The organism is Micromonospora sp. NPDC049240, from assembly GCF_040647835.1.
GTDB lineage: Bacteria > Actinomycetota > Actinomycetes > Mycobacteriales > Micromonosporaceae > Micromonospora.
The window spans coordinates 266,034-289,671 of record NZ_JBEZCX010000006.1 but is presented as its reverse complement, the minus strand read 5'-3'; the positions used below and the strand labels follow the sequence as shown (position 1 = coordinate 289,671).

Annotated in this window: 16 protein-coding genes; 8 read left to right on the top strand and 8 right to left on the bottom strand. The window is 73.4% G+C overall.

The genetic code is table 11. The annotated features are described in order from the left end of the window. The first annotated feature begins 43 nt into the window (after positions 1 to 43). Both AB0B02_RS11685 and AB0B02_RS11680 read left to right on the top strand, forming a co-directional pair. Positions 44 to 2,164: a tetratricopeptide repeat protein gene (locus AB0B02_RS11685; protein WP_357299535.1), complete on the top strand. Its 2,121-nt coding sequence runs from the start codon at positions 44 to 46 to the stop codon at positions 2,162 to 2,164. Beyond that, positions 2,161 to 2,850 (top strand): flavin reductase family protein, encoded by a 690-nt coding sequence (locus AB0B02_RS11680; RefSeq protein WP_357299532.1) that lies wholly within the window; start codon positions 2,161 to 2,163, stop codon positions 2,848 to 2,850. The genes AB0B02_RS11685 and AB0B02_RS11680 overlap by 4 nt, the downstream gene beginning before the upstream one ends. Here AB0B02_RS11680 and AB0B02_RS11675 read toward each other — a convergent pair. Then, entirely contained in the window at positions 2,837 to 5,761 is a 2,925-nt protein-coding gene (locus AB0B02_RS11675) for a LuxR family transcriptional regulator (RefSeq protein ID WP_281939306.1), read from the bottom strand. The genes AB0B02_RS11680 and AB0B02_RS11675 overlap by 14 nt on opposite strands. A gap of 561 nt (positions 5,762 to 6,322) precedes the next feature. Between AB0B02_RS11675 and mtnA the strand changes: the two genes are divergently transcribed. Then, positions 6,323 to 7,333 carry an S-methyl-5-thioribose-1-phosphate isomerase gene (gene mtnA, locus AB0B02_RS11670; RefSeq protein ID WP_281939308.1) on the top strand — a complete coding sequence of 337 codons (1,011 nt, stop codon included), beginning with the start codon at positions 6,323 to 6,325 and terminating at the stop codon, positions 7,331 to 7,333. Between the two features lie 28 nt (positions 7,334 to 7,361). Continuing rightward, positions 7,362 to 9,320: a bifunctional aldolase/short-chain dehydrogenase gene (locus AB0B02_RS11665; RefSeq protein WP_357299528.1), complete on the top strand. Its 1,959-nt coding sequence runs from the start codon at positions 7,362 to 7,364 to the stop codon at positions 9,318 to 9,320. Positions 9,321 to 9,369: 49 nt separating this feature from the next. Here AB0B02_RS11665 and AB0B02_RS11660 read toward each other — a convergent pair whose 3' ends face one another. The 3 genes from AB0B02_RS11660 to AB0B02_RS11650 all read right to left on the bottom strand — a co-directional run bounded on the left by AB0B02_RS11660 (position 9,370) and on the right by AB0B02_RS11650 (position 15,252). Continuing rightward, positions 9,370 to 10,053 (bottom strand): response regulator transcription factor, encoded by a 684-nt coding sequence (locus tag AB0B02_RS11660; protein ID WP_357299525.1) that lies wholly within the window; start codon positions 10,051 to 10,053, stop codon positions 9,370 to 9,372. Next, positions 10,050 to 12,002 (bottom strand): sensor histidine kinase, encoded by a 1,953-nt coding sequence (locus AB0B02_RS11655; protein ID WP_281939313.1) that lies wholly within the window; start codon positions 12,000 to 12,002, stop codon positions 10,050 to 10,052. The genes AB0B02_RS11660 and AB0B02_RS11655 overlap by 4 nt, the downstream gene beginning before the upstream one ends. A gap of 100 nt (positions 12,003 to 12,102) precedes the next feature. Beyond that, positions 12,103 to 15,252 (bottom strand): hypothetical protein, encoded by a 3,150-nt coding sequence (locus AB0B02_RS11650; protein ID WP_281942588.1) that lies wholly within the window; start codon positions 15,250 to 15,252, stop codon positions 12,103 to 12,105. A gap of 207 nt (positions 15,253 to 15,459) precedes the next feature. On the opposite strand from AB0B02_RS11650, the gene AB0B02_RS11645 reads away from it, so the two are divergent. The 3 genes from AB0B02_RS11645 to AB0B02_RS11635 are packed head-to-tail and all read left to right on the top strand — an operon-like array spanning position 15,460 to position 18,273. Next, entirely contained in the window at positions 15,460 to 15,621 is a 162-nt protein-coding gene (locus AB0B02_RS11645) for a hypothetical protein (protein ID WP_281942586.1), read from the top strand. Next, positions 15,618 to 16,670, top strand: coding sequence for a cupin-like domain-containing protein (locus AB0B02_RS11640; RefSeq protein ID WP_281942585.1), 1,053 nt, complete (start codon positions 15,618 to 15,620; stop codon positions 16,668 to 16,670). The genes AB0B02_RS11645 and AB0B02_RS11640 overlap by 4 nt, the downstream gene beginning before the upstream one ends. A 58-nt stretch (positions 16,671 to 16,728) precedes the next feature. Further along, complete coding sequence (locus tag AB0B02_RS11635) at positions 16,729 to 18,273, top strand: NAD(P)-binding domain-containing protein (protein ID WP_281942583.1); 1,545 nt, start codon at positions 16,729 to 16,731, stop codon at positions 18,271 to 18,273. On the opposite strand, the gene AB0B02_RS11630 is transcribed toward AB0B02_RS11635, so the two are convergent. The 4 genes from AB0B02_RS11630 to AB0B02_RS11615 all read right to left on the bottom strand — a co-directional run bounded on the left by AB0B02_RS11630 (position 18,257) and on the right by AB0B02_RS11615 (position 22,001). Continuing rightward, the gene (locus tag AB0B02_RS11630) at positions 18,257 to 18,856 is read right to left on the bottom strand and encodes a nitroreductase family protein (RefSeq protein ID WP_357299612.1); all 600 of its coding nucleotides are present in this window, start codon (positions 18,854 to 18,856) and stop codon (positions 18,257 to 18,259) included. The two genes, AB0B02_RS11635 and AB0B02_RS11630, sit on opposite strands and share 17 nt — an antisense overlap. A 119-nt stretch (positions 18,857 to 18,975) precedes the next feature. Beyond that, entirely contained in the window at positions 18,976 to 20,100 is a 1,125-nt protein-coding gene (locus AB0B02_RS11625) for a glutamate--cysteine ligase (RefSeq protein ID WP_281942581.1), read from the bottom strand. 65 nt (positions 20,101 to 20,165) lie between these two features. Beyond that, complete coding sequence (locus AB0B02_RS11620; protein WP_357299519.1) at positions 20,166 to 21,329, bottom strand: M20 family metallopeptidase; 1,164 nt, start codon at positions 21,327 to 21,329, stop codon at positions 20,166 to 20,168. Positions 21,330 to 21,422: 93 nt separating this feature from the next. Further along, entirely contained in the window at positions 21,423 to 22,001 is a 579-nt protein-coding gene (locus tag AB0B02_RS11615) for a carboxymuconolactone decarboxylase family protein (RefSeq protein WP_281942577.1), read from the bottom strand. A 291-nt stretch (positions 22,002 to 22,292) separates the two neighbouring features. On the opposite strand from AB0B02_RS11615, the gene AB0B02_RS11610 reads away from it, so the two are divergent. Then, entirely contained in the window at positions 22,293 to 23,513 is a 1,221-nt protein-coding gene (locus AB0B02_RS11610; RefSeq protein ID WP_281942575.1) for a cytochrome P450, read from the top strand. Positions 23,514 to 23,638 lie beyond the last annotated feature (125 nt).

Here is a 23,638-nt window from a genome sequence, read left to right as displayed (position 1 = left end):
CGGCCACCGAGCCGCCGGACCCATCCCAACCGAGGAGCAAGGCATGACTGCACACCAATGGCGGGTTGGGCCGTCGCCGGCCGACGGCGAGCGGGCCGATCTCGCGGTCGACGCGCACCGGGGCCTGCGTGGTCCGTACACCGGGCTGGGCAGCCTGCTGCGGCTGATCGTGCCGGAGACCTACGAGCGCCGGCCCGACCTGGTCCGCCGGCACCTGACCGAGATCCTCTCCGCCGCGCCGGAGCTGCGGGGCGCGATCGACGCCGCGCCCGAGACCCTCACCTCCCTCGCCGTACCCGAGGAGCGGACCCGGATCTACCCGGCCAACCGGACCCGGCGGCTGGCGCACGGGGCGACCGAGTTCGTCGCCGGCCACGCCGCCGCCACCGGCCGGTTGCCGCTGCGGGTGGCGTTCGACCGGGTGGACCAGGCGGACCCGACCGACCAGGAGTTCCTCGCCATCTTCCTGCGTCGGGTCCGGCCGGACCGGGTGCAGGTGACCATCGGCACCGACGGCGGCCCCCTGGAGCCCGAGCTGTCCGCCGCGCTCGAGCGGTACGCGACCCGGCGGCCGGACCTGCCCCGGCCGGGCGCCGCCGCCGGCCGCGACCGGGAGGAGTTGGCGCAGGCGTACGTCGACGCGGACGGCACCTCCACCGACCCGGCGGAGCTGGCCGCGTACGAGCAGACGGACGCGGACCGCCGGGTACGGCTGCACGACGCGCGCGCGGCGCGGCTGCGCGAGCGCGGCGAGTGGAGCCTGGAGCTGGGCGCGATCCCGTGGCACCTGGAGCGCGGCAGTGATCCGGCCGGCGCCGGCGCGGACGCGCTCTACGAGGCGGCCCGGCACTGCGGCGCGATGGGCTACTACCACGCGGTGATCGACTACGGGACCCGCGGCCGGGCGATCGTGGACCCGGAGACCCAGATGCAACGGTTCTGGCTGCTGAGCACCCGGGCCAGCTCGGCGATGGTGGTGCTCGGGCGCACCGTGGAGGCGGAACCGACCTACCTGGACCTGCGCAGCCGGTACGCCGACCCGGAGCTGCAGATGTCCACCGGGTACGCGCTGGCGATGCTCTACACCCGGTTCCACCCCGACGAGCTGCGGGACCACCATCTGGCCCGGGGCTACATCAACAACTCCATCGCGATCGCCTCGCTCCTGCCCGACCTGGAGAAGCGGGCCTTCCACTCGGTGTTCCAGAACAATGGTCTGGCGCTGATCGAGATGCGGTTGGGCCGGCTGCCGGCGGCGCTGCGGCTGGTCGACGAGGGGCTGCGCCGGCTCGACCAGGAGCTGCCCGGCGACAAGCACCGGCTGCACCGGTCGGTGCTGGTGCACAACCGGGGCAAGGCGTACCTCGCGCTCGGCCGGCTGGACGAGGCGCTGGCCGACCTGACGAAGGTGATCGAGCTGGATCCGAACTACGCCGACTACTACTTCGACCGGGCCGACGTGCGGCGGCGGCTGGGCGACCTGGCCGGCGCCGTCGCCGACTGCGACACCGCGATCAGCCTGTCGCCGCCGTTCTACGAGCTGTACTACAACCGGGCGGACATCCGGACCGAGCTGGGCGACCTGGCCGGCGCGGTGGCCGACTTCGGTTACGTCGTCGAGCTGGAGCCGGACCAGGTGGACGCCCGGGTGAACCTCGTCAGCCTGCTGCTCGACGACGGGCTGCTCGACGACGCCCGCCCACACCTGGACGAAGGACTGCTGCGGCACCCCGACGAGCCCCGTCTGCGGCAGTTGCGCGGTGTGCTCGCGCTGGCCGACGGCGACCGGGCGCAGGCGCGGCGGCACTTCGACGCGGCGCTGCGGGCCGACCCGGCACTGGTTGCCGCGCTGGCCAGCCGGGCCGCCCTCGCCTTCGACGGCGGGGACCACGCCACCGCGGTCGCGGACCTGACCGCGGCGCTGGCGGTCGAGCCCGACAACCCGGACCTGTGGTACAACCGGGGCTTCGTCCACCAGGCGTCGGGCCGCTGGGCCGACGCGGTGGCCGACTACAGCCGCGCGTTGGACCTGCCCGGGGCCGACCGGGGCGAGCTGCTGAGCCAGCGGGCCCGGTGTCACACGGAGCTCGGCGACACCGAGGCCGCCCGGGCCGACGAGACGGCCGGCGCGGCCGAGCGGCTGGACCTGGCCGGCGCGCGATGACCACCACGGCCTCGATCAGGGACTCGACAGCGGTCGGGCCGCAGCCCGACGCGTCCCACCCGACCGTCGGGGCCGCCGACCGCTCCCCGACCGTCGGGGCCGCCGACCGCTCCCCGGTGGGCGACGCGGCCCCGCCCGTGCCCGCCGGTGGCCCGGCCGCCGACCCGCCCGCGCCCGCCGGCAACCGGGCCGGCGACCCGGCCCGGCCCAGCGGGGTCAGCGGCCCGCTGCTGCGCGAGTTCATGCGCAACTGGGCCACCGGTGTCGCCGTGGTCACCAGTCACGCGGACGGGCGGCCGGTCGGCTGCACGGTCAACGCGTTCACCTCCGTGTCGCTGAGCCCGCCCCTGCTGCTCGTCTCGCTCGGGCGGGCCAGCCGCACGCTGGCCGCGCTCACCGCCGAGGGCGGGTTCGCGGTGAACCTGCTGAGCCGGCGGCAGTGCCACCTGGCCGACCAGTTCGCCGGCCGCGCGCCGGACCGGTTCGCCGGGGTGCCGTACCGCGACCGGGACGGGTTGCCGCTGCTCGACGGCGCGCTCGCGGTCGCGGTCTGCACCGTGAGCCAGGTGATCGGGGTCGCCGACCACGCGCTGGTGCTGGGGGCGCCGTACTGGTGCGAGAGCCGCGCGGGCGTGGAGCCGGCCGTCTTCTTCGCCGGAGGGTACCGGGCGGTCAGTCCGGATTGACCCGCTCGCGGAACCGGGCGGCGTACCGGTTGAGCGCCGCCCGGTTCGTCTGCTCGGTCTTGGCGATCAGGCTCGCCACGTGCTTCTCCACGGTGCGCGGGGAGATGAAGAGCTCGTTGGCGATGCTGCGGTTGTCGGACCAGTCCGCCATCAGTTCGAGGACTTCGTACTCCCGCTCGGTCACCCCCTTGAGCCGCAGCGGCGGTGGCACCCGGCTGGTGTCGCGGCGGTGCGGCACCACCACGCCGCACCGGCGCAGCTCGGCCCGGCAGGCCCGAGCGGGCGCCCCGAGCCCGGCCTGGCGGAAGTGCTCCTCGGCCTGGCGCAGCCAGGTGACCGGGTCTCCCCAGCGGTCCGTCCGGGCCGCCCCGGCGACGAGGCGCAGGCCGAGGTGGACGGCGATCGGGTGCGCGTGCGCGTCCCGGCGCACCGCCGCCACCGCCGCCGCGGCCTCCTCGCGCCGGCCCTGCCGGCCCAGCAGGACGGCCTCGGCGAGCGACCCGAACTGCCGGTTCCAGTGCAGGCGACCCGCGTCGCTGCCGCTCGTCGCGCGCCCGCGACACCAGCTCGCCGCACCGCCCAACACGTCCAGCAGCAACCCCAGCCCGTGCTCGCCGGCCAGCGGATAGGGCGCCGGCCGGTCCGCGTCGTACCGGGCCGCGCGGGCCAGCTCGTCGCGCGCCCGGTCCGGGTCCTCCTCCAGCAGCGCGCAGACCGCGTACGCCATCCCGTGCGCCAGCGCCAGGTACGGCGAGCCGGTGTCCCCGTGGCGCCGCAGGTCGACAAGCGCCTCGTCCAGCTCCGGCCGCCGGCCCCGGTGCCCGGCGCAGATCGCGCGGACCAGCGAGAACCGGACCAGCACCTCGCGCAATCCCAGCCGCCCCGCCTCCGCCACGCTCACGGCGACCAGGCGCTCCGCCTCGTCGTACCGGCCCCGCAGGGCGTGGTGCCAGGCGAGCAGGGCGTGCCCGGTGTGGCGCAGCGCCGGGGAGCCGAGCCGTCCGTTCCGTTCCGCGCTGTGGCGCAGGGCGTCGGCGTCACCGGTGAGCAACCACTGGTGCTCGGCGAGCAGGAGGGTGGCTCGGGCCCGCCACAGCGGCAGGTGGTGGCGGTCGGCCAGCTGCCGGATCCGGAAGAAGCACGTCTGCGCCTCGTCGGTCTCCCACCGGCGGGCCAGCAGGCCACGGACCTGCCAGCCGAGACAGGCCGCCGCCGGCAGCCCGGCGTGCTCGGCCTCGTCCACCGCCCGCTCGGCGAGCCGGACCGCCTGCTCGGGCGCGCCGACCGCGAGGTGGGCCGCGACCGCGTCGAGGTACGCGGTCTGCGGCCCGGGGGCGTCCGGGCCGAGCACCGCCCGGGCCGTCTCCAGTTGGACGACCGCGTCGGCCCACCGCCCGGCAAGGCCGGCCAGCCGGGCGAGCTGCACGTGCACGCCGGCCAGCCGTTCGGGCGGGACGCCCGGGTGGCAGAGGTCGTCGAGGCTGTCGAGGAGCCGCAGCCCGCGTTCGGCGTCGCCCGTCTCCACCAGCGCGCAGAGCAGCTCGTGCAGCACCTCGGCGCGCAGCGGGGCGTCCGGGGCGGTCTCGGCGAGTCGCCATGCCTGTTCCAGGGTCTCGACGGCCGCGTGCAGCCGGCCCGTGGCGAGCGCCCGGCGGCCGGCGAGGGTCAGCAGCCGGGCCGCCCGCGCCGGGTCGCCGCCCCGGCCGGCCAGGCGGGCGGCGAACGCGCACCATCCCCCCGTCAGCTCCGGGTGCAGCTCGTGCACCGCCTCGGTCGCCCGCTGCGCCAGGACGGCCCGATCGGCCGGGGTGAGCAGGTCGAGCAGCGCCAGGGCGGTGGTCGGGTTGCGGAAGGCGTACCAGTCGTGGTCGTCGGGGCCGGGCACGACCAGCCCGGCGGCGACCGCCGCGCGTACGTGCCGGAGCAGGTCGTCCTGGTCCAGCCGCAGGGCCTGCCCGAGCACCGAGATGGGGAACCGTTCGCCGATCACGGCCGCGGCGGTGAGCAGGCGGCGGCCGGCGGGCCCGAGCCGGGTCGCCTGGCCGGCGACGGTGTGCCGGACGCTCGACGGCACGGCGGTGGGGACCTCGTCGACCAGCCGGCACCCGCCCGGGTGCACGACGAGGGCGCCGCTGTCCACCATGGCCTGTAGCAGTTCGGTGGCGAGGAACGGGTTGCCGGCGCTGTCGCGGCAGAGCCGGGTCACGACCGTCTCCGGCACCTGGTGGGGGAGCAGCCGCAGCCGGGACGCCGCGAGCAGGCGGACCGCCGGTGGGTCCAGCGGGTCCAGCGGCAGGACCGCGCCGCGGCACCGCCGGCCGAGCGACTGGGTCAGGTCCCATGCCGGCCCCGGGCCCTGCCGCACGGTCGCGAGCAACAGGGTGCCCTGGTGGACGAGGTTGTCGGCCAGGTACTCCACCACCGTCAGCGTCCTGCGGTCGCTGTCGTGCAGGTCCTCAAGCGCCAACAGGCAGCCGCGCTCGGCGCCCGCGACCGACAGCAGCCGCAGCACCGCCTCGCCGAGGAGCACCGGCGAGGTCGGCGCCGGAGCGGCGTCGGGGGAGCGGTACTCGGGGAGCAGCCCGCCCAGGGCGGACCGGTAGGGGCGCAGGCGGGGATGCTCCAGGATGGGTTCGCTGCGGGACAGGTGCGCCAGGGCCTCGGTGAGGGGGCGCAGCGGCACGACGGGTCCCGTGCTGCCCGCCCGCCCCGGCAGCACCGACATGCCGGACTGCCAGGCCCGACGGGCGGCCTCCAGGACCAGCCGGGTCTTGCCCGTGCCGTCCTCGCCGACCAGGAAGACGCAGCCGCCGTGCCCCTGCCGGGCCCGGTCCACCGCCGCGTGCAGCAGGTCCCGCTGGTGGTCGCGGGCGACCAGGGCGGGCAGTGAACAATTACTCCCGCTGAGCATGGCACCTCCCTGTCTCGGAACAAGAACGGAACGCCTGGTCAGCCTCGAAGCGTCGTGACGCATATCCGACCGGGGTCGTAGGAATCGGGACCGGCGGTTCCGGGAACGGTCAGCTTAAGAAGGATCGCAACGAATTTACAGTCTTGTATTTTTCTTTGGATCTTCCGTTTGATGCACCGGACGTGTTCACTGAAGTGCGCTGGGTTACGCAATTTCCCGCTTATGATCCACTTTGGTGGTTTTTGCTGATGTGCTGTCGTGGTGCGACGGCGGGTCGTCGAACAAAGCGGATTGCGCGATGAATGGTCTGTGCCGGTGCTTTTGAAAGGAGTGTCGCTGTATGGCGGCGAACAGAGCGATTCGCCGGGGCGGGAACCATTTCCGCAAAGCTGTCCGACCGGGGTGCCCCGGCCGGGGCCCCGGGGTAGGTCGCGGTCGCCGGCCGGCGGGAACATCGCTGCGTGCGGGGTCCGGCACGAGCTGTTGACAGCTCTCGATTCGTGGGGAACTCTCCTGCTGTGTTCGACGTATGATCGGCAACCCGGGCGGTGAGGGGTACGGATGCGGACCATCGACTGGCGGGACGACCGGATCGTCGCGATCGACCAGACCCGGCTGCCGCACGAGGTCGAGTTCCTGGAGATCGACACCGTCGAGGACCTGATCGCCGCGATCCGGTCCCTGGCGATCCGGGGCGCGCCCGCGATCGGCGTCGCCGGAGCGCTCGGCGTGGCGCTCGCCGCCCGCCGGCACCCGGACCCGACCGAGCTGCGCCAGGCCGTCGACGCGCTCCGCGCCGCCCGCCCCACCGCGGTCAACCTCGCCTGGGGCGTCGACCGGGTCCGCGCCCGCCTCGACGCCGAGGGCGCCGAGGCGGCCCTCGCCGAGGCCCTGACCGTGCTGGCGGAGGACGTCCGCTGCTGCCGGGAACTCAGCGAACGCGGCGCCCGCTGGCTGGTCGACACCGTCGGACCGCAGGTGGCCGTGCAGACGCACTGCAACGCCGGCGCGCTGGCCACCGTCGAGTGGGGCACCGCCCTCGGGGTCGTCCGGTCCCTCCAGGAGCACGGCGCGCTCACCCACGTGTACGCCTCGGAGACCCGCCCGCTGCTCCAGGGCGCCCGGCTGACCGTGTGGGAGCTGGCCCAGATGGGCGCGGCGCACACCCTGGTGGTGGACTCGGCCGCCGCGTCGGTGCTCGCCCAGGGCCGGGTCGACGCGGTGGTGGTGGGCGCGGACCGGATCACCGCCAACGGCGACGTGATCAACAAGGTGGGCACGTACCCGCTGGCGCTGGCGGCGGCCCGGGCCGGGGTGCCGATGGTGGTCGCCGCCCCGGAGTCCACCGTGGACCTCGCCACGCCGTCCGGCCGGGACGTGCACATCGAGGTCCGCGACCCCGAGGAGATCACCGCCCTGGGGGCGGTGGCGCTGGCCCCGAAGGGCACCGGCACGCTCAACTACGCCTTCGACGTGACCCCGGCGGACCTGGTCACCGCCATCGTCACCGAGCGTCGGATCATCCTGCCGGCCGCCGGCGGTCGCCCCGACGACCCCATCGGCCGGAGCTGACCCACCGACCCGAGGAGTGCACACCCCGATGCGTAACCGCTGGTCCGCCGCCGACGCCCCGGACGGCTCCGCCCCGATCGCGCGACTCGTGTACGCGTCCCGGCTGCTCGGGTCCGACACCGGCCTGGTGCTGCACGGCGGGGGGAACACCTCGGTCAAGACGACGGTCACCGACCTCACCGGGGAGCCGGTGGCGGTGCTGCACGTCAAGGGCAGCGGCTCCGACCTGGCGACGATGGACTCGTCCGGGTTCACCGCGCTGCGGCTGGAGCGGCTGCGGGCGCTGCTGCGGCTGGAGCGCCTCGGCGACAGCGACATGATGAACGAGTTGCGCTGTGCCCGGCTTGACGCGCGGGCGCCGGACCCGAGCGTGGAGACGCTGCTGCACGCGCTGCTGCCGCACCCGGTCGTGCTGCACAGCCACGCCGACGCGCTGCTCGCCCTCACCAACCAGCCGGACGGCGCGCGGCTGGTCGAGGAACTCTACGGCGACAGCGTCGTCGTGGTGCCGTACGTGATGCCGGGGTTCGACCTGGCCCGGCGGTGCGCGGACCTCTACCCGGCCCACGCGCACGCCGGGACGGTCGGCATGGTGCTGCTCCACCACGGGCTCTTCACCTTCGGCGCGGACGCCGAAGAGGCGTACCGCCGGCACATCGACCTGATCAGCCGGGCGGAGGAGCGGGTCGGGCTGCCCCGACCCCCGGTCGCGCCGGCCCCGCTCCCGCCGGTGGACCGGGTCCGGCTGGCCCGGCTGCGCCGGGACGTCTCCGCCACGGCGGACGCCCCGATGCTGCTCAGCCGCCACGAGGACCCGGCCGTGCGGGCCTTCCTGGACCGACCCGACCTGGCGGCGGTCGCCACCCGGGGCCCGGTCACCCCGGACCACGTGCTGCGCACCAAACGGATCCCGCTGGTCGGCACCGACCCGGCCGGCTACGCCGACGCCTACCGCCGGTACGTCGAGCAGCACCGCTCCCGGGCCCGCACCACGCTGACCATGCTCGACCCGGCGCCACGGGTGATCCTCGACCCGGAGCTGGGGATGCTCACCACCGGCCGGTCGGCGGCCGAGACGCTGATGGCCCGGGACATCTACCGGCACACGGTCGACGTGATCGAGGCAGCCGAGGCGGTCAGCGGTTACCGGGCGCTGCCGGCGGAGGACATCTTCGACGTGGAGTACTGGGAGCTGGAGCAGGCGAAGCTGCGGCGGGGCGGACCGACGCCGGAGTTCGCCGGCGAGGTGGCGGTGGTGACCGGGGCGGCCTCCGGCATCGGCCGGGCCTGCGCCGAGGCGCTGCTGGCGCGCGGGGCCTGCGTGGTGGGCCTGGACCGGGACCCGTCGGTCGGCGTGTCCGACGGGCCGGCCCGCCTCGGCCTGACCGTCGACGTCACCGACGCCGCGGCCGTGGACGCCGCCCTGGACACCGCCGTCGATCGCTTCGGCGGGGTGGACATCGTCGTCGCGGCGGCCGGGATCTTCCCGCCGAGCCGGGCGATCGCCGACCTGGACCCGGCCGGATGGCAGCGCACCATGTCGGTCAACGCGGAGTCCGTGGCCCACCTGTTCGGCCGGGCCCACCCGCTGCTCGCGCTCGCGCCCCGGGGCGGCCGGGTGGTGGTGATCGCCTCCCGCAACGCCCTCGCCCCCGGCCCCGGCGCGGTCGCCTACTCCGCCTCGAAGGCGGCGGTGACACAGGTGGCGCGGGTGGCGGCGCTGGAATGGGCGGGCGACGGCATCCGGGTGAACGTGTTGCACCCCGACGCGGTCTTCGACACCGGGCTGTGGAGCCCGGAGGTGCTCGACGCCCGGGCCCGGCACTACGGGCTGACCGTGGCGGAGTACAAGCGACGGAACCTGCTCGGCGCCGAGATCACCAGCGCCCGGGTGGGGGAGCTGGCCGCCACCCTCTGCGGGGAGCCGTTCGCGGCCACCACCGGGGCGCAGATCAGCGTGGACGGCGGGAACGAGCGGGTGATCTGACGGACCGACCGTCAGGAGGCCGTCCGCCGAGGGACGGTGTGCCGGGGGGTCACGCGCGCCGGCCCTCGACCGGCGGCGCCTCCGCGGGGCCGGGCGCGCCCAGCCCGTGGTCACGGGCCAGGGCGATGGCCTCGGCCCGGCTGCCCAGGTGCAGCTTGACCAGGATCGCCGAGACGTTGTTCCGCACGGTCTTGGCGCTCAGCCCGAGCCGGTGCGCGATCATCGGGTTCGCCAGGCCCCGGGCGAGCAGCACCAGGATCTCGCGTTCCCGGTCGGTGAGCTGCGGGAACGGGGCGTCGGCACGGACGCCGAGCAGCACGCCCGCCCGGTCGGCGAGCGGCCCGCCGAGGACCAGGTCGCCGCCCGCCACGCCCCGGATGCCGCGCTCCACGTCGGCGGCCGACGCGCCCTTCAGCACGTAGCCGCGCGCTCCGGCGCGCAGCGCGGCGACCAGCGAGGCGTCGTCGTTGAGCATGCTCACCACCAGGACCCGGACCGCCGGGTGGTCACGGCGCAGCAGGCGGGTCGCCTCGATCCCGGAGCCCTGGCCGAGGTGCAGGTCCATCAGCACCACGTCGGGACGTACCCGGGCGACGAGGGTGCGAGCGTCGGCGGCGTCGGCGGCCTCCCCGACGCACTCGATGCTGACCAGGGTGTCGAGCAACGCGCTCATGCCGAGTCGGAAGACCGGGTGGTCATCCACCACGACGACGCGGATCGGGTTGTCGCTCACGGCCGCTCCAGGGGGATCGTCAGGCAGACGGTGGTGCCGCGGGCCCCGGCCGGTCCCACGGTCAGGGTCGCACCCACCGCCTGTGCCCGCTCCCGCATGGCATGCAGGCCGACCCCGTGGTTGGTGGGCCCGGCCGGCACGCCCCGACCGTCGTCGGTGACGGTGACGCGTAACAGGTCGGGCAGCCGGTCCAGCGAAACGGTGCACCGGTCCACGCCGGCGTGCCGCTGTACGTTACGGATCGCTTCGGCGGTGACGCCGTAGGCGGCGGTGGCGATCAGCTCCGGCAGCGGGTCCAGGGCGGCCGGACCGTGCACCACGACGTGGAGACCGGCCCGCGCGTACTGGTCACGGAGCAGGTCCAGGGCGGGGCCCAGGCCGCCGTCGGCGAGCACCGGGGGCAGCAGACCGTGTGCCAGTTCCCGGACCTCCGCCGCGCGTGCGGTCAGCTCGTCGGTCAACCGGTCCAGCAGGTCCTCCGCCCGGTCCGGGTCGCGGCGCAGCAGGTTGCGGGTGGCGGCCAGCCCCAACCCGATGCCGCTCAGCGCCGGGCCGAGGCCGTCGTGCAGGTCCCGGCGCAGGGAGCGGCGTTCCTCGTCGCGTACCTCCGCCAGCCGTTGCCGCGACCGGGCCAGGTCCCGGTTGGTGCCGGCGAGGTCCACCACGGCGGCGACCACCGGCGCGAGGACGGCGAGCGACTCACGGGTCCGGCCGTCGAGCAGCTCGCCGGGCCGGGGCCAGGCGTGCAGGTAGCCGACCAGTCGGTCGCCGCTGGTCAGCGGCACGGCGACCGGAGGGCCGTGGTCGTGGGGTGGGGGTGGTGGGCCGTGCTCGGTGATGCGTACCTCGGCCAGCCGCAGTGCGGCGGCGATCGTCGCGCCGATGTCGGTGGTGCTGCCGACGCTGTGCACCACCCGCTGTAGCAGCGGTTCGGGCGCCTCGCCGTGCACGAGCCGGTCGACCCGTCGTTGCACCGCCTGGCGGATCGGCTGGAAGGCCGCCGCGAGCGCGGCGGTCACGACGAGCTGTGGCAGCGGCAGGGCACGCGGCAGCAACCGGTCGAGCACGGCCACCGCGGCACAGTAGCCGGCGATCACCACGGCGGTCATCAGATACCAGACCAGGGTGCGGCGCACGGCCACCCGCAGCCCCCACAGCTGCTGGCGTAGCACCACCACCGCCACCGCGGCGGGAAAGAACGCCTGCGAGGCGAGCATCAGCAGCGCGGGCACGGTCGACGGGACAACGGGTGGCAGGAGGGAGGCGGCGAAGCTGAGGGTGAGCAGCGCGCTGCCGGCGGTCGCCCAGCCGAGGCCGTGGCGCTGCGGTGCGGGACCCCGCCGCCACCGCCACGCCAACCCGGCGCAGGCCAGCAGGCCGAGACCGACAAGCGCCCACGACAGGACCGGTGCCAGCGGGCGCAGCAGCGCGGCCCGAACCTCGCGCAGCTCGGGCGGTAGCGGGAGCGCCCCCAGCGGCGGTGGCGCGGTGGCGAGCACGGCCGTCGTCAACGCCACGTAGCCGAGACCGGTGGCGGCGGCGAGTCGGTCGAGGCGGCCGAGTGGCCGGTCAGGCAGCAACCAGGGCATGACCACGACGAGTGCGTAGAGGCCGGGCACCCAGGCCACGTGGTGCAGGACGGCCAGCAGCGGTGGTCCGCCGACGGCGAGCTGCCACTGGGCGACGCACGCGGACAGCGCGCTGCCCAGCGCCGCCGCGCAGGCGATCACACCGGGCAGCCGGCTGCCGGTGCGCTGCCGGCTGAGGATCAACCAGGCCACCGCCCCGTAGACGAGGCCGTCGAGCAGGTCGACGAGGGAGTAGAGCCCGGTGGCGGTGAACGGGGGAGTCGCCACGGACCAGGCGGCGACCGCGCCGAGGCTGAGCAGGGCGGTGAGGGCGAGGACGGTCCACGCGGCCCACCGCCGCGTCCCGGGTGCGTTCGACATGTCGGGTCCACTGTGTCAGTCCGGTGCCGTCGGCGGGACCACCGAAACGGCGTGAGCCGGACGACGGGCCGGTCGTGGCGACCGGCCCGTCGTCCGGGGGTCAGCTCTGCGCGACGGCCTTGCCGCTGACCTTCAGCTGGTCGACCACGGTGGCGACGTCGGGCAACCGCTCCCGGTAGACGTTCGCGGCGAGACGCTGCGAGTACGTCTCGTAGACCGCCGCCAGCTCACCCGCCCGTTCGATGGCGACCGCGTGGATGCAGTTGCCCAGATATTCGTTGGGCGAGTTCGGGCTGTCCGCGCCCGAGCACGCCGTGTTGAAGATGGGCGCCTGCCCGACCCGGGGGTCGATCTCGGAGATCGACTCCGGGCACGGGTCACCCGGCATCGGCTGGGTACAGGGCGCGTAGTCGGCCTCGGCGATCTCGTACGCCCGACCGATGTGCGTGTCCGGCAGTTCCCGCCCGACCGGCGCGCCCGGGTGGCGGTAGCCGCTCGGCAGCAGGTTCCCGCCGAGCAGATAGCCGCTGAGCGAGGCGTCGGAGTCCAACGCCACCGGGAAGCCGAGCTTGGTGTACGCCTGAAGCAGCCGGAACGCCTCGGTGACCTTGTTGCCGGCCTTGCGGAGCTCCGAGGTCGGGTCGCCGAACCTCTGGTTGACCAACTGGTAGTAGCGCTTCTGCTTGCCCCACAACATCCGGTCGCCCAGCGTACGGGCGATGGTCAGCCGCTCCGGGTTGTCGGCCGAGCGCGCACCCGTCTCGAACGCCGGCAGGTGCACCGATTCGTCGTTGTAGGTCATGTAGTAGACCTCGTCGTAGCAGTAGCCGGTGGGCGGGTTGTCCCGGGTGCTCCACGAGCAGACGATGCCGGCGCTCTTGGTGTTGCGCCAGGTCCGCACGTCCATCCAGAAGCCGCCCTGGTTGACGCTCATCTGCGCGTGCACGGTCAACTGGAGGTCGGCCTTGGTGATCTCGGCGCGCGGCCCGGTGGTGGTCGTGTGGTTGACGAGCTCCGCGTCGTAACAGATCTGGAAGTGCGGCTCGAACTGCCTGTTCGTGCCGTGGCTGAGCAGCTGGAACGCGTTCGGCAGGTCGCCGAGGTTCACGTTGGCCGGGATGCGTACCCGAGGCAGCGGATGCGCCGGGTCGCAGCTCGACATCTTGGCGTCCGCGTTGTAGTTGTGCTCCTTGTCGGCGGCCCAGTACGAGCGGGTGTTGGTCAGCCGCGTCGGGGGCGCCTGGTCCGGGCCGTACCACGGGTTGTAGCCGCCGCCGGTGGCCTCGTCGCGCAGCTTGCGCAGCTCGGCGGACTGGGCGTTGACCGCGCTCTTGTAGTTCTCCACCAGGCCGGTGAACAACGCGTTGCGGTGCCCGTCCGCGGTGGGCCGGCTGAACCGGCTGCTGGCGTCCAGGATCTGCTGGCCGGAGCGGCCGATCCGGGCGGCGAAGGAGTCGTCGCCGATCATGTCGCCGGCCAGCGTCGGGTTCTCCAACGCCAGCGCGGTGAACGGCCGGGTCGACATCGTCCAGGCCCCGGCGTGCGGCGTCTTCACCGTGGCCGGATACCCCGGATCCCACCTCCGGGCCAGGTAGGACAGGTAGTCGATGGCGCCGTAGGGGGTCTTCTCGTCGAGCACCTTCACCGGCTCGATCGTGGACTGCGACCACTCGGCCGGCGTGAGGACGAAGGGCGCGCCCGCGGCCGTGGAGGTGGCGGCGGTGAACAGCTTGCCCTCCGTCTCGTCGTACTGGGCCACCGAGAGGGTACGTCCCGTGCGCGCCTTGTATCCGACGAAGGTGTTGATGACGTACTCGGCGTCGGCGAGCGCGTTCTTCTTCAGCGCCTCCTGCATCGAGAGGCTGAGCTGGTCGACCTTGGTCTCCAGGCCGTAGATCTGGTGCTTGATCGCCTCGATGTCGCGCATCACGACGCCGATGTCGTCGCGCATCTTCAGCAGGACTGACATGACGTCGTCGTAGATCGCCGAGAGCATCGCCTCCACCCGGTCGAACCGTTCGTGCATCTCGGCACGCAGCTCGCCGACCTGCTCGCGCAGCTTGCCGATCTCCTGCATCACCAGCTCGTGCTCGCTCGGGCCGGAACCCATGAAGATCGGCAGTAGCGTCATCACCGCGCCCAGCACGTTGCCGGTGAGCACCACCGTGCTCAGCGACCCGATGGCGTCGCTGAGGCTGAGCCCGGCCACCGTCGGCAGGTACTTGTTGATGGCGGTGGCGATGCCGACCGCGGCCTTGCCGATCGCCAGCACGTCCTTGCCGGCCTTCGCGTCGGCGAACCCGGCGAGTGTGGCCAGGATCGTCACCGCGGAGTCGGCGGCGTCGATCGCCACCTGCCGGTTGGCGGCCTCGGCCAGCGCGGCCGTGTAGTCCTGCGGCGTCGGCTTCGGGCCGGGACCGACCGGATACTTCAGGTCCGCGGCGGCCAGCTTGTCGATGATCTGCGAGTTCTGCGCGGCGACCTGGTCCAGCGCCCCGCTCAGCTGCGCGCGCAGCGCCGCCAGGTAGGCCTGCTCGTTGCCCAGGTGCTCCAGGATCGCCTCGGTGTTGACGAAGGAGGCGAGCAGCGGGTCGGCGAGCAGTTGCTCGGTGGTCGCGGTGGCGCGCACGTTGAGCTGCGCGCCGATCTCCCCGTCCCAGGCCGCCGCGAGGTCCGCGTCCTGGGCCGCCGCCCGGGTGAGCTGGCCCCACGCGCGTTCCTGCTGCGCGTAGAGCGCGTCCATCCACCGGTAGTTCTGGTAGGCGCTGGTCACCGCGTCCTCGACCTCGGCCGAGGCGGTGATCGTGCCGCCGACGGTGGCGTCCAGCAGCCCCTTGACCATCGGCGCGCCGATGCTGACCCCGGGGATGCCGGACAGCGCGTCGATCACCTTGATCATGGTGGCGTACGTGGTGCGGGCGGTGGTGTCGGAGATGCCCGCCGCGTTGACCGCCTGCCGCGTGGCGACCAGGTGCCGCACCACGTCGTCGCGGGACGAGCCGGGGTTGCGCTCCCGCCAGTCCAGCAGCTCGGCGGTGAGCACCAGGTTCTTCAGGCCCGCGACGCCGCCGTTGTGCGCTCGCAGGTAGGCGGCGAACACGCCGTCGTGGAACTTCGCCGCCTGGAAGTCGACCGGGTCCTCCGCCGCCACGGCCGGCGTCGGCGACATCACCACCACCGCCGCCACGACCGCGGCTACCAGCGCCCGCCACCGCCGTCGGCGGCGGGGAGCCCACACCATCACACCCACTGGGTTTCCTCCGGATCGCTCCGCGTCCGCCGGGGGTCGGTGGACGCGCAGCGCAGCCTGCGTCCGATGGTGTCCCGTCGGCCAGGTGTGGATGTCCCATCCGGGCGGGACGCGGGACCTCCACCGTCCGGTCAGGTGTCGTCGTCCCGGGTCGGCCGGGACCGGCGTCCCTGGTGGACGGGACGGCGCGGCGATTGACTACGCGGCATGACCGATACCACGCCGGACCACATCCCGGCCCACGTGAAGAACTCCTACGTCAACTGCTCCGAGTACACCCGGGCGCCCCGGCTCACCCCGCCGCCGACCGTGGCCGGCGCGGACGAGACCGTACCGCCGGCACCGGTGCGTCTGGCGGTCGTCCGGTGACCGTGGCCGCCGCGCCGGGCCTGCTTCCCGCCTGGCGGGAGTGGCTCGCCGAGAACCTGGCGATGGGGGTCGCCGCCGGGCAGGCCCGGGCGGCGGCCGTCGCCGCGGGTGCGGATCCTGACGCCGTCGACGCGGAACTGGCGGCCCTGGAGGCGCACCCGTACTTCGCCGTCTGCCGACGGCTCGCGCTGCGTCACGACTGGATGGAGTCGGTGCTCGACACCTACCGGGTGCTGCGCGACGACGACGGCGGTCGTGAGCTGGAACGGCGCACCGACCTCACCGCGGCGGAGTTCTTCGGCCGCTACTACTACGCCAACCGTCCGGTCGTCCTCGACGGCCTGATGGCCGACTGGCCGGCGCGGAACTGGACGCTGGACGCGATGGCCCGCCGGTGCCCGGACGCGGTGGTCGAGGTGATGACCGGCCGGGAGGCCAACCCCGACCACGCCTGGCAGTACGACCGGCACCGCACCACCATGCCGTTCCGGGACTACCTGATGCTGCTGAGCTCCGGCACGCGCACCAACGACTACTACATGGTGCCCCGTAACGAGAACTGGAACGGCTCGCTGCGGGCGCTCGCCGAGGACGTGCGGCCACCGGGCCATCTCGTCGATCCCGCCGGCGGGGGACACCTGCTGCTCGGCCCCGCCGGCACGGTGACCCCGCTGCACGTCGACAACAGCACCGTGCTGCTCTGCCAGGTGCTCGGCCGCAAGCACGTCCGGCTGGTTCCGTCGTACCAGCGGCACCTGGTCTATCCGCGCGGCGGGACGTTCAGCGCGGTGGACGCGGCCCGGCCCGACCTGGACCGGCATCCCCGCTACGCCGAGGCCACCGTGCTGGAGACCATCCTCGAACCGGGCCAGATGCTGCTCATCCCCGTCGGCTGGTGGCACTGGGTGCACGCGCTCGACCTCAGCGCCACCGTCACGTTCCACCACTTCCGGGTTCCCGGCCAGAACCATCGGATGGCCACCCCGCCCGCGGCCCTTGCACCGACCGCGCCGACCGGTGAGGGCGACGCGGAACCCGTCCGGCATTGACACGCCTCGCTCCACATTCCATGGTCGATGGAATCACCTCTCCGTCGAAGGGCGCGGCATGGTCAGCAGCGAACACCGGTACGTGATCGTCGGGGCGGGGCCTGCCGGCCTGCAACTGAGCTACTACCTCCAGCGGCAGGGCGCCGACTACCTGACGCTGGAACGGGGTGACGCCCCCGGCGGGTTCTTCCGACGGTTCCCGCGGCACCGTCGCCTCATCTCCCTGAACAAGGTGCACACCGACAGCACCGACCCCGAGATCCGCCTGCGCTGGGACTGGAACTCGCTGCTCAACGACGCGCCGGACCTGCTCTTCCCGCGATTCAGCGAGGAGTACCTGCCGGCGGCCGACGACCTGGTGCGCTACCTCGCCGAGTTCCAGCGGGTGCACCAGCTCAACGTCCGCTACGGCACGACGGCCGAACGGATCACCCGGACCGGCGACGGCTTCACCGTGCGCACCGACCGGGGCGACGTGCGCGCGGGCTGCCTCATCGTCGCGACCGGCTGGGGCCGGCCGTTCGTGCCGGCGATCAAGGGGATCGAACATGCCGTCGGGTACGAGGACATGGTCGTCGATCCCACCGCGTACGACGGCCAACGCGTGCTGATCATCGGCAAGGGCAACTCCGCCTTCGAGACCGCGTCGGCGATCCTCGGCCGGGCCTCGATGGTGCACCTCGCCAGCCGGCAGCCGCTGCGACTGGCGTGGAACACCAAGCATCCGGGCGACGTCCGGGGCCAGTACGGCGCGATCCTGGACAGCTACCAGTTCAAGACGCTGCACTCGGTGCTGGACTGCACGATCGACGAGATCCGGCCCGTCGACGGGCGGTTCCGGGTGTCGATCACGTACACCCATGCCGAGGGGGAGACCGCCGAGCTGGACTACCACACCGTGCTCAGGTGCACCGGTTTCCGGATGGACACGTCGATGTTCGACGAGTCGTGCCGTCCCGAGATGGTGCGCGACGGTCGGATGCCCGGGTTGCGCCCGGACTGGCAGTCGCGCAACGTCGACGGCCTGTACTTCGCCGGCACCATCGCCCAGGACCGGGACGTCAAACACGCGTCCTCACCGTTCATCGACGGATTCCGGTACAACCTCCGGACGTTCACCCGGATGCTGCGGGAGCGGTACGACGACGTGCCGCTGCCGTACGCGACGACGCCGGCGGACGCCGCGTCGCTGACCAAGCTGATGCTCGACCGGGTCAACTGGTCCTCGGCGCTGTGGACGCAGTTCGAGTACCTCTGCGACGTCTTCGTCCGCGACGACGTGACCGGCGACTTCCACCACTACGAGGACCTGCCGGAGGACTACGCCGTCGAACGCTTCGGGACCGCCACGCACTGGTACACGCTCGCGCTGCGGTGGGGCCGCGACGACTACGGCGACGTCTTCGCCATCGACCGGCACCCGACACCCGACCGGGCCCGGGAGAGCGCCTTCATCCACCCGGTGATCCGCCGCTACCGCGGCGCCGAACTGCTCGCCGAGCAGCATCTGCTGGAGGACCTGCTGGCCGAGTGGCGACGCCCGGACCGGCACGTCGGGCCGTTGGTCGACTTCCTGACCGAGGACCTCACCGACAGACCATGACCTCGTCGAGCGGCTTGCGGGTCAGGTCGGGGACGCGGGCGTCCGGGGTGGGGTACCCGACGGGCATCACCACGTACGGACGCTCCTCCGGCGGACGCTCGCACACCTCGTTGAGGAACCGCATCGGGCTGGGCGTGTGGGTCAGGGTGGCCAGGCCGGCGTGGTGCAGCGCGGTGATCAGCACGCCGACCGCCATGCCGACGGACTCCTTGACGTAGTACGGCTTCGGGCTGTTCGGTCCCTGATGGACCTCGAACACGACGATGACGACCGGTGCGGTCTCCAGGAACGGCTTGCGCCAGTCGGTGCCGATCCCGGCGATCGCCGCCAGCCACTCCGGCGAGGCGCGGCGGTCGTAGAAGGCCCGCTCCTCGGCCTCGGCGGCCTCGCGCAGCCGGCGCTTGCGGACCGGATCCGTCAGGACGACGAAGCGCCACGGCTGGACGTTGGCGCCACTGGGCGCGGTCGAGGCGGCCCGGATCGCGGCCTCGACCACCCCGGCGGGCACCGGGTCACCGGAGAAGTCGCGCACCGAGCGGCGCTGGGCCATCCGATCGGCGAACGCCTCCGCCTCGCGCACCATGTCCGCCGGCGGACGGCGACGGTGCCGGACGGGGACCGTGGGCAGCAGGCTCGTGTCGTTCACCTGGAACCTCCCTGATCAGGTGCGTCCAGCATGTCCCGGCGGTGGCCGCCGTGTCGTTACTCAGAGGTGCGCTCCTCGCGCTCGGGCGCGGTGTGCCTGGCGATCGTGTCGACCACGTCGGTCAGACGCCCGCGCGGCGCCCGGGCGTCCCGCTGGCGGGTCGCGCCGTCACCGCCGTGGGCGAGCCCGGCCAGCCAGCCCTCCACCCGCTCGCGGTCGCCCGCCTCGTCGAGCGCCGGCCGGGCGCGCTCCACCAGCCGCTCGGCGAGCGTCGCCGCCGGCAGGGGGCGGCCGGTGGCGACGTCGACGCCCTGGCCGCCCATCCCGTCCCGGGCGGCCCGCCAGTACGCCAGTCGCATCAGCTCGGGGGCCGGGCGTGGCCCTTCGTCGCCCCGGTCGACGGCCTTCCCGGCGACGACCGTCAACGCCCGCACCAGGGCGGCGAACGCCGCGGACTCGGGCGCGGTGAGCGGGACGTCGGCCACCCGCACCTCGATCGTGGGGTGCCTCGTCGACAGGCGGAGGTCCCAGAAGACGGTGCCGTGGTCGACGAGCGCGCCCGCTTCGAGCAGCGCGTCCACGTGGTCGTCGTACTGCTTCGCGGAGGTCAGGTACGGCGGTGGGCCGGCCACCGGCCAGCGCCCCCAGGTGATGGTGCGCCAACTCGCGTAGCCGGTGTCCCGCTCGGACCAGTAGGGCGAGTTGGCGGTGAGGGTGAGGAGCACCGGCAGGAGCGGGCGCAGGTGGTTGCCGATCAGCACGGCGCGGTCCCGGTCTGGTTGCTCCACGTGGACGTGCAGGGCGCAGATGGCCAGCTCGTCGTGCAGCCCCCGGAAGGTGGCGGTGCCCCGGTCCTGGCGGGGCCCCTCGGTGACGGGTGGCGGCACCGCGCGACCGAGCACCGGCGAGCCGCTGGCGATCACCCGCAGGCCCGCGGACCGGGCCGCGGACTGGATCGCGGCCCGTCCGTCGACGAGTTGCGCGTGCAGCACGTCGAGGCTCCGGCACGGGTCCGTCCGGGTCTCGACCTGCAACTTGGTGATCTCACCGTCGACCCGGGGGCCGAGGGCCGGGCGGGCGCGGTCGACGACGGTGGCCGCCTCCGGCACGACCCCGCGGTGCGCGGCGTCGACGACGAGGAACTCCTCCTCGACACCGAGCCGGGGTACGGAGGTTGGCACGCCCTGTTCCGAAGTCACCACGCCGCCGACCCCTCGCTGCCGGTCGTTCGCCGACGTAGAGCAGGTTACGGGATGTCGTCCTCCGGTGACGGCACGATTCGCTCCACGATGGACAGCGTGTCGACGAGGCCGGCCAGCAGCGCCGTCCGCTCGGGCATCCGGTCCAGGCAGACGTACTCGTCGTCGGCGTGCGCCCCGCCGCCGACCGCACCCAGGCCGTCGAGGGTCGGCACCCCGATCGCGGCGGTGAAGTTCCCGTCGGACGCGCCGTTGGCGTACGCGCCGTCGGGGCTCGGGACGCCGATCTGCCGGGCCACCGACCGGGCCAGTTCCAGCAGCGGGCGGGCGAGTTCCGGGGACATCGGATAGCGGTTGATCCCGCCCTGCACGTCCAGCGTCGCCTCGGGCAGGACCGGCGCGAGCCCGCGGATGGCGTGGTCCACGCGTTCGAGTTCGTGCCGGGTCCAGGCCCGCACGTCGACGGCGAGGCAGGCGGAGTCGGGCACCGTGTTCGTGGTGGTGCCGGCGGAGAGCAGCGTCGGCGTGACGGACGTGCCGTCACTGTCCGCCGTGCCGATGCGGCCCAACGTGAGAACCTGGTGGGCGACCTCGACCGTGGCGTTGACCCCGCGCTGCGGTTCGACGCCGGCGTGGGCGGCCCGGCCGGAGACGGTGAGGCGGTAGACCGAGCCGCCCTTGCGGGCCACCTTCAGGTGCCCCTCGGGGGTGGCCGCCTCGCAGACCAGGACCGCACCCGAGCGCCGTGCCTCCCGCTCGATGAGCGGCCGGGACGTGCCGGAACCCGTCTCCTCGTCGCAGGTGAGCAGCACGCCCACCGCCGACGTGTCCTCGATCAGGCGCAGCGCCGTGAACATCTGCACGATGCCGGCCTTCATGTCCAACACACCGGGGCCGGTCGCGACGTCCCCGTGGACGGTGAACGGCCGGGACCGGACGGTGCCGACCGGGAACACGGTGTCGAAGTGGCCGAGGAGCAGCACGCGCTGATCGACGGCCGGCCACAGCAGGTGCGGCAGGCCGTCGATCTCGACCCGCTGGGCGGGCCGGCCGAGGACCTGCTCGCCCCAGCGGGCGAGCAGGTCGGCACAGCAGGCGAGGTGGGGCAGCGAGCCCGGCGCCGACTCGCAGGAGACGAGCGTGCCCAGCCGGTCGACCATGTCCGCCTGGTACTGCTCCGCGGCGCCGAGTAGCGAGCGTTTTCGGCCCATTGGTCCCTCCAACTGCGTGGTTGACGGGTTCGATATGATGCCCGCCTATTTCACCGTCGCAGGGGGACCGGATGTGGTCTTCCTCGTCCGTGCTTAGCTCGTCGGCGCGGTGGTCGACCGCAGCGGAGCGGACGATCCGTAGCCCACCTCGATGATCCGGCGGGCGGTCTCGGAGTAGGCGTCCGGCCCCTCGGGCGCGAAGGTGCCGAGGCCGTCGACGTAGCGGTTGTACATGCAGAACGCGGCCGCGATCAGGACGGTGTCGTGGATCTCCAGGTCGGTGGCGCCCTGGGCGCGGGCGTCGGCGACGAGTTCGGGGGTGACGTTGCGGCCACTGATCTGGACCGCGCCGGCGATCCTCAGCAGCGCCCGCAGTTTCGCCGAGATCGGCGCGCTGTCGAGGTCCGCGCGGACCTGGTCGACGAGGGTCATGCCGTCGTCGAGCTGCGCGGCGGCGAACGCCGAGTGCGACGCGCAGCAGAAATTGCACTCGTTGCGTCCCGAGACGTACGCGGCGATCAGTTCGCGTTCCCCGGCCGGGAGCGTGTGCGGGGCGCGCAGGAGCACCTCGGCCAGTTCGTTGAGCGGCTTCGCCGTCTCCGGGCGGTACCGCATGGGACCGGAGATGCCGGGGAACTGCTTCTCGTCGATCCCGAGATCGATGTGCGCCATGCTGTGCTGCCTCCAGTCGTGACCGTGGCGCCGGCCGGGTCATGCTCCTGCCGTCGCGGAGGCCCGGACCGGACGGCGTGTTCGGACGCCGCGCGCCCACCATCCCATATGGATGGCGGCCGCATTCCATGGATCGTGCTCTGTGTCGGGCCCGGACCGGGTCGCCCGCGCCGCGCCGCAGGCCCCGCAACGGTGGAGATGCGGACGAAAGGTGCCGACGGTGAGGCTGATCGAACAGGTGTACAGCGACGCACCTTCCGGCTGCGGGGAGGCGGGCGAATGGAGCGGGGCATGAGCGAGGGCAGAGGAACCGACGTGACCGACATCTACGACTACCGGGCCGAGCGCGACGGCAGGTCACCGTTCCACCCGCCGGTCCGGTACCAGACGCTCCGCGACGAGAGCCCGGTCAGCCAGGTCACCATGTGGGACGGCAGCAAGGTCTGGTTCATCACGCGGCGCAACGACGTGCGTGCCGCGCTCGCGGACGAGCGCCTCAGCGCGGACAACCGCCGGCCGGGCTTCCCGCTGTTGAGCGCCGGGTCGGAGACGCTCACCGAGGACAACCCGACGTTCGCCCGGATGGATCCGCCGGAGCACACCCGGCAGCGGGCCATGGTCAACGCCGACTTCACGCAGCGCTCGTCGGCCCGGTGGCGGCCGCGGATCCAGCAGATCGTCGACCGGCTGGTGGACGACCTGCTGGCGAAGTCGCCGCCCGCCGACCTGGTCGCCGAACTGGCCGAGCCGCTGGCGGCGCAGGTGATGTGCCTGATCCTCGACATCCCGTACGAGAAGGACCTCTTCCTGCGGGTCGCCTCGACGTTCGCCGACCACTACGTCGGCCAGGACAAGCTCGACGGGGCCAGCGACGAGCTGACCGACGTCATCGTCGAGGTCCTCGAGGCCAAGGCCGCGAATCCCGGCGACGACCTGCTCAGCCGCCTCATCACCGAGCAGGAGGCGAACGGCGCGCTCACCCGCGCCGACATCATCGGCATGGCCCGCGTGCTGATCGTCGCCGGGTACGAGCCGGCGGTGCACGGCGTCTCCCTCGGCCTGGCCGCGCTGTTCTTCAACCCGGACCAGTTGGCGTTGCTGCGCGAGGACCCGAGCCTGATCGCGGGCGGCCTGGGCGAGCTGCTCCGCTACAGCACCAACTTCCACACCGGGCTGCCCCGGATCGCGGTCGGCGACACCCGGATCGGGGGGCAGGAGATCAAGACCGGCGAGGCGGTGCTGGTCTACCTGCCGACGGCGAACTTCGATCCGCAGTGGTACGACGACCCGGACTCGCTCGACATGCGCCGGACCCACGCCGGCAACGTGTCGTTCGGGCACGGACTGCACCGGTGCCTCGGGCAGCACGTGGTCAAGATCCAGATGGAGGCGGTCATCGAGACGCTGCTGCGCCGGATTCCGGACCTGCGGCTGGCCGTGCCGCTCGACCAGCTTCCCTTCCAGCGTGAGGCGGCCGTCTACGGCGTGTCGAAGCTGCCCGTGACCTGGTGATTCCCGGCCGCCGGCCACAGCGCCCGGCGGCGCGGAGCCCGTCCGGCGTGACCGCGTCGCCGGCCGGATCCACCCCACCGCACCCGTCAGCGCCGACGGGTGCGGTGGCGGTGGCCGGCCGCCCG